The organism is Aeromonas sp. 25-AL00135, assembly GCF_054052385.1.
The window spans coordinates 1-206 of the sequence record NZ_JBSTYQ010000068.1 but is presented as its reverse complement, the minus strand read 5'-3'; the positions used below and the strand labels follow the sequence as shown (position 1 = coordinate 206).

The 206-nt window shown below is 54.4% G+C and carries 1 tRNA gene and 1 rRNA gene; both read right to left on the bottom strand.

The annotated features are described in order from the left end of the window. Positions 1 to 2 precede the first annotated feature (2 nt). Positions 3 to 78 (bottom strand) — tRNA-Thr (locus ACW5XC_RS20520). A gap of 46 nt (positions 79 to 124) precedes the next feature. After that, positions 125 to 206 (bottom strand): 5S ribosomal RNA (gene rrf, locus ACW5XC_RS20515); the annotation flags it as partial.

Genomic DNA, 206 nt, shown 5'->3' with positions numbered 1-206 from the left:
AATGGTGCTGATACCCAGAATCGAACTGGGGACCTCATCCTTACCAAGGATGCGCTCTACCGACTGAGCCATATCAGCACACTAACCGGTAAAGACCACGCTGGGCGTAATCTTGAAATTGGGTGCCTGGCAGTGTCCTACTCTCGCATGGCGAATGCCACACTACCATCGGCGCTACCGCGTTTCACTTCTGAGTTCGGCATGGG